Here is a 9,901-nt window from a genome sequence, read left to right as displayed (position 1 = left end):
TTTTAAAAGAATTGATTATTAGAAACTATATGTTTAGGGAAATCACGACATAGGCAGCCTGTTCTTATTCTATAAAGTATTGCTTCGACAAAATTTCTCAAATTAGATTTGAAATAGATATCAAAATTTCGGAAAATAGAAAGTAACTTAGACCAGTGTTGATCATTCAGCATTGTACGAGGCATAGCGAGAAGTAAATTTGGTTTGGCGATTAAATTTTACTTTCTCGCTATTTTTTTGAACAGAAAATGTCAACAGACCCTAATCTATTATTATCTTTATTAAATGATATGTACAAATTAAATACATATAAAAAATAGGGATTAATGCGTGATATTTTTCCTTAAATATTTTAAATTATTGTTAAAACTTATAATAAAAAAAGCCCGCATTCGCGGGCTTTTAAAAAGGCAATAAATTAAGCTTTTAACGCTGTAATCAATTTTTGATGCAAACCACCAAAACCGCCATTCGACATAATCACAACAGCATCGCCCTCACCTGCTTGGCTGACTACAGTTTGAATAATGTCGTCCAAAGTTCGAGCAATTACAGCTTTGTTTGGCGCAGTATCAATTACAGGTTGTAAATCCCAATCTAAACCTTCAGGTTGGTACCAAATGACTTCATCAGCCAAACGTGCAGAATGCGCTAAACCATCTTTATGGCTACCCATACGCATGGTATTTGAACGAGGCTCAATAATTGCCCAAAGTTTGCGTTCACCTAAACGTTTACGTGCGCCTTCTAGTGTTGTATCAATTGCCGTTGGGTGATGTGCAAAGTCATCATAAACTTCAATGCCACGTACAGTGCCTAAAAGTTCCATACGGCGTTTTACACCACCAAACTTAGATAAAGCTTCACATGCAGTTTCAATTGAAACGCCTACATGTTCTGCGGCAGCAATCGTCGCTAAAGCATTCGCTACACTGTGTTGCCCTGTCATTGTCCATTTCACTTCACCTTTTACAACGCCGTGTTGCAAAACTTTGAAGTGAGAACCATCGGCAGATAATTGCTCTGCATAAAGCTCAGAATTTTCATTTGCATCTAAACTTGTACGAATAACAGGTGTCCAACAACCTTGTTCTAAAACTTCATCGATATTGGTTTCAGTAATTGGCGCAATAATGCGACCTTCGCTTGGAATAGTACGCACTAAATGATGGAATTGTTTTTGAATTGCCGCCAAGTCATCAAAGATATCGGCATGGTCAAATTCTAAGTTATTTAAAATGGCTGTTTTAGGATGGTAATGCACGAACTTCGAACGTTTGTCGAAGAATGCAGAATCGTATTCGTCAGCTTCTACACAGAAATATTTACCGCCACCTAAACGTGCACTTTCACTGAAACCTAAAGGTACACCGCCAATTAAAAAGCCTGGCTCTAAACCAGCTTGATCAAGCACCCAAGCTAACATTGTGGTTGTTGTTGTTTTACCGTGTGTACCTGCAACACCTAATACATGCTTACCTTGTAAAACGTGATCTGCAAGGAATTGAGGTCCTGAAATATATGGTAAACCTTCATTGAGCATATATTCCACAGCATCAATACCACGCTTCATGGCATTACCCACAATCACCAAATCTGGATGCGGTTGTAAATGGCTACGGTCATAGCCTTGCATGAGCTTAATGCCTGCATTTTCTAGCTGCGTAGACATTGGTGGATAAACGTTTTGATCTGAACCCGTAACTGTATGACCAAGGTCACGTGCAAGTAATGCTAAAGAACCCATGAATGTGCCACAGATACCTAAAATATGCAGATGCATAATACGTTTTACTCCACTTCTTTTTTTGACACATCACGTTGATTTTTGTGCTGTTGTCATGATTTATTCAATTTAAAAGCAACGATAGCAAGGCTATATCTGAAAAGATAGTTTTTCTTGTATCAAATAGGGAGTTTTTCACAATCAAAAACAGCAAAATTATTCAAAAAAAATCATCAATAAAAGTGCATTAAATCGACACAGAAATTTGTACAATAGCGACAATCTTTTAGGATGATATCTCCGATGTCTTTGCCTTTAATTCTGCTTATTATTTCGAACTGTTTTATGACCCTTGCTTGGTATGGTCATTTAAAATTTTTACATGATGCTCCGCTTTGGCAAGCCATTTTATTTGGATGGATGATCGCGCTGTTGGAATACAGTTTCATGATTCCTGCCACGCGTATGCTTGCGCAACATGGTTGGTCTTTGGGACAAATGAAAATCACCCAAGAGGTGGTAACGCTTTTGGTCTTTGTACCATTTATGATCTTTCTATTTAAACAACCCTTTAAACTTGATTATTTGTGGGCAGGTTTATGCTTATTTGGTTGTGTTTATTTTGTATTCCGAAGTCAGTAGTAAAAAATAGCATTTGCTACTGCCCTATTTTTGTTTAATTTTTTGTAATTTTAATAAAAAAATAATAAAAATCATACTTTGCATTGACCGTTAAATTTTATTGAGATGAAAATTCAGTCTATAATATGTGGCTCTTATTAAAGCTTGGCTCTCTCGTCGAGATTTATCTCTTCTATCTTTAATCTCTGGAAAATTTGCAATGAATGCGGCCGCTTCTCAAGACACTCCTCTCGTTGGAATTATTATGGGTTCTCAATCGGATTGGGCAACTCTAGAACACACTGCCAATATGCTTAAGCAGCTTGGTGTCCCTTTTGAAGCTGAAGTTGTTTCTGCACATCGTACTCCAGATCGTTTATTCGAATATTCTGAAACTGCGCGTGATCGTGGTATTCAAGTGATTATTGCGGGTGCGGGCGGTGCGGCACATTTACCAGGTATGTGTGCGGCTAAAACTGATTTACCAGTACTAGGTGTGCCTGTGAAATCATCAATTTTAAATGGTGTCGATTCATTGCTTTCAATTGTACAAATGCCAGCAGGTATTGCTGTAGGCACACTTGCAATTGGTCCAGCAGGTGCAACAAATGCAGCAATTATGGCTGCACAAATTTTAGGTTTAACACGCCCTGAAATTGCAAAAAATGTCGCAGATTTTCGTGCAGCGCAAACTGAAAAAGTAGCGAGCAAAAATATTCCAGGTCAAATTTAAAGCCAAGCTTAATACGGGAAAAACGCTATGAATAAAACCATCGGTATTTTTGGTGGTGGTCAATTAGGTCGTATGATGGCACAAGCCGCATTACCACTTAATATTCAATGTACATTTTTTGAAGCAAGCACAGATTGCCCTTCAGCAGCTTTAGGTCAAGTCATCTCGACAAAGGCTGAAAATGGATTACAACAATTCATTGAAAGTGCAGATGTATTTAGCCTTGAATTTGAAAATACACCATTATCAGATGTAGATGTTTTAACTCAAAGTAAAGCATTGCACCCACCACGTCAGGCTTTGGCTATTGCACAACATCGTCTTTCAGAAAAAGCATTGTTCGATGAGCTAGCTATTCCTGTTGCGCCGTACAACGCAGTAGATTCATTAGAAAGCTTAAAAGCTGCGGTTGCTGAACTTGGTTTGCCTATCGTCTTAAAAACTGCAACAGGTGGTTATGACGGTAAAGGTCAATTTGTTCTTCGTAGCGCAGATCAAATTGATCAAGCTTGGGCGGAACTTGGGCCTGCTGGCTCACTCATTGCAGAAAGCTTTGTAACTTTCTCTCGTGAAGTTTCAATTATTGCAGTACGTGGACAAAACGGTGACGTGAAAACTTGGCCTTTGGCTGAAAACCATCATCACAATGGTATTTTGTCGCACTCAATTGTTCCTGCGCCAAATAGTGCAGATCTACAACCTGTAGCACAAGACTACATCACTCGCCTGCTGAATCATTTGAATTATGTTGGTGTGTTAACGCTTGAGCTATTTGTGACAGATAAAGGTTTATATGCCAATGAAATGGCACCTCGTGTTCATAACTCAGGACATTGGTCAATTGAAGGCGCAGTTTGCTCTCAATTTGAAAACCATATTCGTGCGGTTGCAGGCTTACCTTTAGGTTCAACAGACGTTGTACGCCCTACGGTGATGGTGAATGTTATTGGTCAATATCCAAAGTCTGAAGATGTTTTGGCACTGGAAGGTGCTCATCTTCACCTGTATAACAAAATTGAGCGTGAAGGTCGTAAAATTGGTCATATTACATTAATGCCAAATGACAGCGCTGAACTTACAACTTTATGTCGTAAATTGGCGAAAATTTTACCGAACCCACTCGCACTTAGCGAAGATATGAGCATTTAAACCAAAGTTTGAATGTTAAAAAAGCGGTCATGTAAATGACCGCTTTTTTTATGCCTACACTTCGGGCATGATTGCGCCTCTTTGAAGGAAGCACACCTTTTGTCGGAAGATGATTGATCTAAAAATAATCAATATATTAAAGTAAATAACAATCTAGAAACCTAAAAAGAAGCTTAATAATTAGAAAAATATTTAAAACACTTCATTTTGATTTAGGCAAAATGAAGTGCGATAAAACTTTAAATTCAAACTTTTGAATTTATAAAACAAGAAATGAATTTAAAGTTATTTGTGTTTTGAATTTAAAACCCGAACTTTGAATTTAAACTGCCTATTTTTGAATTTGAATGCTTAAAAATGAATTTAAAAGGACTGTTTTAAATTTAAAACATTGGTTTTTAAATTTAAAGATGCTGCCCTGGAGTGCGGTTGCTTGTGGATAACTCTAGATATTTAAATTTAATTTCTGAGATTTGAATTTAAAATAATGATTTAAATTCAAAGTTCTTTTCAAAAATACTATTTTTAAATTCAAAAAGGCGCTCTAAACACACGGTTTAAATTTAAAAATCGCAAAAATCTAATTTTTTTGAATTCAAAACTGAAATATGAATTTAAAATGGAGAAAAATGAATTTAAATTTACGATTTATTTCTATTTTTTGCCTTTGATGGTGGTATGTTTAAGTCATAATTTAAATTCAAAAATGCATCGGGATAATATGCGTAATATTGCTTTTCTTTTAGGTTCTACTTTATTCCTAACAACTCAGGTTCAAGCCGATCTTGTCATTAATGGTCAATCTGTTGCTGTAAATACGGCGGAGCAAAAAATATTAGATTTGAATGCTTCTAATAATTTTCAAATGTGCATCGCAAATCTAAAAACTCAGGCGATGAATTCTGGTGTTTCTAGTTCTACTTTTGATCGCTATACGCAAAATTTAACTCCAGATTATTCAGTTATTGAAAAATTGAATTATCAACCAGAATTTTCTACGCCAATTTGGGACTATTTGTCTGGTTTGGTTGATATTGAACGTATTGAGCTTGGTAAACAAAAAATCCAACAACATCGTGATGTATTAAACAAAGTTTCTGCAACGTATGGTGTACCTGCTGAAACTGTGGTGGCCGTTTGGGGTGTTGAAAGTAACTATGGCAGTATTTCGGGCAAAAATGATTTATTACAATCCTTAGGTACCTTGAGTTGCGAAGGTCGTCGCCAAAGCTTTTTCCGTGGTGAGTTCTTCGCTGCCATGCGAATTTTACAACGTGGTGATTTAACGCAAGATCAATTGAAAGGCTCTTGGGCGGGTGCATTTGGTCATACGCAATTTATGCCATCTACCTATGAAGAACTTGCAGTCGATTTTGATGGTGATGGTCGTCGTGATTTAGTATCCAGTACGACAGATGCTTTAGCATCTACAGCAAATTTCTTAAAAAAACGTGGTTGGCAAACAGGTCAACCATGGGGTTTTGAGGTTAAAGTACCTGAAGGTTTTTCAATTTCAGGTGAAAGCCGTCGCAATAAAAAGTCACTTTCTTCATGGGTTGAAAGAGGCGTTGTGCGTGCAGATGGCAGTCCTATAATTCAAGCTAATTTAGCTGAAAGTTCACAAGCAGGTTTAATGTCACCAGCGGGTGAAAATGGTCCATTATTCCTGGTGTTTAAAAACTTTGATGCCATTTATAGTTACAATGCTGCGGAAAGTTATGCGCTTGCAATTGCGCACTTATCTGACCGTTTACAAGGTGCAAGTGGCTTTGTCAAAGAGTGGCCAACCAATGATGCGGGTACGTCAAGAACCGAACGTCGTGAAATTCAAGCCTACTTATTGAGTAGAGGTTATTCAATTGGTGATGTTGATGGCTTAATTGGTGATAAAACGCGTCAAGCCATTCGTCAGGAACAAATGCATTTTGGTTTGAGTCCAACAGGTAGAGCGGGGCAACTTATTCTTCGAGCTATTCGTGATCAAAATGCAAAAAAGATGATGAAATAAGAAAACACAAATAAAAAAAAGGTCTGCATATGCAGACCTTTTTTATTTAAACTTTGAATTAAAGTGTCGCATTTGGATCAATTTTTACAGCATCTAATAAATCGAAAACAGCAGATGTGATGTCTATACTTAAATTGCGATTATTGAAAACTTCATAAGCTGTAATTGTTACGTCTGTATCACTTGGAAGTAGGCGTTGTTCTTCTTCAATTAAGTCATTTATTGGTAATAGTGTTTGTTTGATTTCTAGATGTAAAACATCTTTGAACTCAATGTTATCGTCATCTAATTCAAGGATTTGTTCATTGAAATAAGGTAATAAAATTGAGTGAAGATATGGTTGAAGTTCAACAATATCGAATAGTTCAATATCACGAGTTTCTTCAATCGTGCTGATATGATCGTTTACTTCCAAAATAATATGATAGTAACTCACAGCCTTCTCCTCTAAATAATCTGCCCATACAATAGCACGAATCGTATTATTCAAGAAATTGAAAACAAGATAGGTTAATTCCGTCTTATTTAAGGCTAAATCAAGTTATATAAAGTGATTGTGAGTTATATTTTAAATTTTTTAATAGAACAGAAAATAAAAAATAGCCCTAATTTTATAGGGCTATTTCATTTAGAAAATTAATCAAAAATATTGAATAGAACTCGAATATTTATGTGATTTTTTCAATAATACTAATAAAGAATTTAATAAAAATACTGTTTGATATATCAATAATAAACCCACCCACCATAGGTACGATTAGAAACGCTTTATGTGATGGACCAAAAGTTTTAGTTACCGTTTGCATGTTGGCAATAGCCGTTGGTGTGGCGCCCATACCAAAACCACAATGTCCTGCACTAATTACGACAGCATCATAATCTTTACCCATCAATTTAAAGGTAATAAAGCATGCAAATAAGCCCATTACGATTGTTTGAACAATAATGATTAATAGGACTGGCCCAGCCATATTCGCCAATTGGCTGAAGTTTAAAGACATGAGTGCGATTGCTAAATATATAGAAAGAGCTGTACTCCCTAAAACATCAATTGTTGGCTCAGCCACATTTTTCTTGATCAAATGATTGAGTACATTACGTAAGAATATACCGACAAATAAGCACCATACAAAAGTAGGTAAATAGAATGCGCTATCTTTTAATAAGTCACCAATATAAGTACCGACAACAATACAAATACTCAGTAAAAAAATTGTTTCGATAACATTTTTAGTATTAATTTCTCTTGATACTTTAGGTGCTTCGAATGATTCTTCAATTTTATTTTTTTGATCTTCAGTTGTTTTTGGTACCTTCACTTTTTTAATAAGATGTCGTGCAATTGGTCCACCCATTAAGCCGCCAATAACAAGTCCTAATGTTGCACACGCCATAGCTAACTCTAATGCACCTGTAACACCATATTTTTGTTCTAAAATTGGTCCCCATGCCCCAGCATTACCGTGTCCACCAGAAAGTGTAATTGAACCAGCAATTAATCCCATGAATGGATCTTCACTCATAAGCATTGCCATGCCAATACCAACAATATTTTGTGTGATAATCAGGATTGTGACAATAAACACAAGAATTAACTAAGGTTTTCCACCTTTGAGTAATTTTGAAAAGTCAGAACTTAAGCCAATAGAAGAGAAAAAAGTAATCATCAGTAGGCTTTGTAAAGATGTATCAAATTTGAAAGTGTAACCTGTCATCTTATTAACCAAGAATAAGATAGTTGCAACGATAAACCCACCCACAACCGCTTCAGGGATATGATTGTTGCGTAAAAATTTAGTGTGCTTTACTGCAAGCATGCCAAGTGCCAATGCAATGCAAGCCATCAGCAATGTATGGTTTGTACTTACTATCATTTCTATCCCTTTAAATATATTAGATACTTTACATGCCTTAAAACGATTGTTTTTTAGGGTTCATGTCGGATCTATTAGACTTATCCGCTATTGATGAATTGTTAAACACATATTTAATTCACTATTTATTAGCCCAACTCCTAATGAATAGTTTTCTTAAATTAGCTGTCGAAATTGATGCAAATTTACAAGGGTTTATTGACATTAAGTAATGAATTCTAATAGATTACCTATAACTATTGGTTATGTGCTCTCTTATGAATCTTAGACACCTAGAAATGTTCTATTCAGTGATGCTTTTTGGGTCATTGACAGAGGCAGCTTCATCGCTATGCATATCACAGCCTGCAGCAAGTAAATTACTAAAACATGCAGAGCAACGTCTTGGTTTTGCACTATTTAAGCGCGTAAAAGGGAAATTACAGCCCACCAAAGAAGCGTATATTTTATATGATGAAATTAAGCCAATTTATGAAAAAATTAATGAATTAAATAAGCTCACACATAACTTAGCGAAGAATACTCAAGGACAAATAACACTCGGATGTTTACCAAGTTTAGGTTTGAGTCTAATACCAAAGTTGACTGCTCAATTTCTTAAAAGATATCCAGATGTATTCGTAAATATCGGCACAGATCATACGCAAGCATTGGAGCAAAAATTATTACAACGAGAAATTGATATTGCAGTCACATTCCAGCCACAAACCCAGCACGGCATTATTGCAATGCCCATTTTAGAAATTCCATTGGTCTATATTGACTCTCAAGCAATACGTTCAAATCAAGATATTCATTCTATTGATGAAAATAGATGGATTAATCCAGATTCAGATTCACTCATGCAAGTGGTTAAGCAGTACAGAACATTTAATAAAAGTATCGTCAATGTGCAAACTTACTACATGGCAAGTGAATTAGTTCGACAAGGTTTGGGATGTAGCATTACCGATATTTATACAGCAGCATACTCATTACCTAAAGAAATGATTCATGAAGTAAAGCCTCGTTTGTACACCACCATCTATATTTTAAGAAATGCTAATGTGAGTACAACAAAGGCAACGGAGGATTTTATTGAGCTGATAAAATCGGAAATTGGGCTAATTACACCTTCAGTTAACTAAAAGTTATGACTACTCGTTAAAAACTCATTTGTTAAAGCAGTTTTCTTCTCTTTTAATGAACATGTTTTTTGGACATGTAGCATGGAACAATGAAAAAGCATGTAGCCGTAATTGGCGGTGGGGTAATTGGTCTAAGTACAGCTTATGCACTTATTCAAGCTGGTCATAAAGTCACAATGGTCGAAGCAAGTGATCAGGTAGGTTGCCAAACAAGTTTTGCAAATGGTGGTCAACTAAGTTACCGCTATGTTGCACCTTTAGCAGATGCAGGCGTTCCATTCCAAGCACTTCAATGGCTAGGTAAAGCACATTCTCCATTAAACTTTAAATTGAATGCTTCACCATTCCAATGGTCTTGGTTATTACAGTTTTTATTTGCTTGTAACCGTAAAGCCAATATTGCAAATGGTAATCACATTTTACGTTTATCACTTTATAGTCAAAGCATTATGTCTAAATGGCGTGATGAAATTGATGATTTTTGCTGGGTAAAATCAGGAAAAATGGTGATTCATCGTGATGAATATGCATTTAAAAAAGCCGCATCAGGTATCGATCTTCAAGTACAAAAAGCATTGAATCGTGATGAAGCTATTGCGCTTGAGCCATCATTAAATGGTATTGCTTCTGAATTGGTTGGTGCTATAGCCAAATCCTAAAAAC

Annotated in this window: 8 protein-coding genes and 2 pseudogenes; 6 read left to right on the top strand and 4 right to left on the bottom strand. The window is 35.9% G+C overall.

Features of this window, described 5'->3' with window-relative positions:
• Positions 1–5 precede the first annotated feature (5 nt).
• Both A6M14_RS08855 and mpl read right to left on the bottom strand, forming a co-directional pair.
• Positions 6–185 (bottom strand): annotated as a pseudogene (locus A6M14_RS08855) (IS5/IS1182 family transposase); the annotation flags it as partial.
• Between the two features lie 233 nt (positions 186–418).
• Positions 419–1,783 (bottom strand): UDP-N-acetylmuramate:L-alanyl-gamma-D-glutamyl-meso-diaminopimelate ligase, encoded by a 1,365-nt coding sequence (gene mpl / locus A6M14_RS08850; protein WP_152874595.1) that lies wholly within the window; start codon positions 1,781–1,783, stop codon positions 419–421.
• A 234-nt stretch (positions 1,784–2,017) separates the two neighbouring features.
• On the opposite strand from mpl, the gene A6M14_RS08845 reads away from it, so the two are divergent.
• The 4 genes from A6M14_RS08845 to A6M14_RS08830 all read left to right on the top strand — a co-directional run bounded on the left by A6M14_RS08845 (position 2,018) and on the right by A6M14_RS08830 (position 6,237).
• Entirely contained in the window at positions 2,018–2,368 is a 351-nt protein-coding gene (locus A6M14_RS08845; protein WP_171500267.1) for a DMT family protein, read from the top strand.
• Between the two features lie 199 nt (positions 2,369–2,567).
• Positions 2,568–3,080: a 5-(carboxyamino)imidazole ribonucleotide mutase gene (purE, locus tag A6M14_RS08840; RefSeq protein WP_152874596.1), complete on the top strand. Its 513-nt coding sequence runs from the start codon at positions 2,568–2,570 to the stop codon at positions 3,078–3,080.
• A 27-nt stretch (positions 3,081–3,107) separates the two neighbouring features.
• The gene (locus A6M14_RS08835; protein WP_152874593.1) at positions 3,108–4,229 is read left to right on the top strand and encodes a 5-(carboxyamino)imidazole ribonucleotide synthase; all 1,122 of its coding nucleotides are present in this window, start codon (positions 3,108–3,110) and stop codon (positions 4,227–4,229) included.
• 721 nt (positions 4,230–4,950) lie between these two features.
• Complete coding sequence (locus tag A6M14_RS08830) at positions 4,951–6,237, top strand: lytic murein transglycosylase (protein WP_152874592.1); 1,287 nt, start codon at positions 4,951–4,953, stop codon at positions 6,235–6,237.
• Positions 6,238–6,295: 58 nt separating this feature from the next.
• Here the strand turns inward: A6M14_RS08830 and A6M14_RS08825 are convergent, their stop codons facing one another.
• Together A6M14_RS08825 and gltS are read right to left on the bottom strand one after the other, a co-directional pair.
• Entirely contained in the window at positions 6,296–6,673 is a 378-nt protein-coding gene (locus A6M14_RS08825) for a hypothetical protein (RefSeq protein ID WP_163121852.1), read from the bottom strand.
• Between the two features lie 232 nt (positions 6,674–6,905).
• Positions 6,906–8,111, bottom strand: a pseudogene (gene gltS, locus A6M14_RS08820) (sodium/glutamate symporter).
• A gap of 257 nt (positions 8,112–8,368) precedes the next feature.
• Between gltS and A6M14_RS08815 the strand changes: the two are divergent.
• Together A6M14_RS08815 and A6M14_RS08810 are read left to right on the top strand one after the other, a co-directional pair.
• Positions 8,369–9,238 carry a LysR family transcriptional regulator gene (locus tag A6M14_RS08815; protein WP_152874590.1) on the top strand — a complete coding sequence of 290 codons (870 nt, stop codon included), beginning with the start codon at positions 8,369–8,371 and terminating at the stop codon, positions 9,236–9,238.
• Between the two features lie 89 nt (positions 9,239–9,327).
• Positions 9,328–9,897, top strand: coding sequence for an FAD-dependent oxidoreductase (locus tag A6M14_RS08810; RefSeq protein ID WP_241678059.1), 570 nt, complete (start codon positions 9,328–9,330; stop codon positions 9,895–9,897).
• Positions 9,898–9,901 lie beyond the last annotated feature (4 nt).

This window comes from Acinetobacter portensis, from assembly GCF_009372215.1.
GTDB lineage: Bacteria > Pseudomonadota > Gammaproteobacteria > Pseudomonadales > Moraxellaceae > Acinetobacter > Acinetobacter portensis.
Note: the sequence above shows the minus strand (reverse complement) of the source record. Positions and strands in the feature narration are given on the sequence as shown.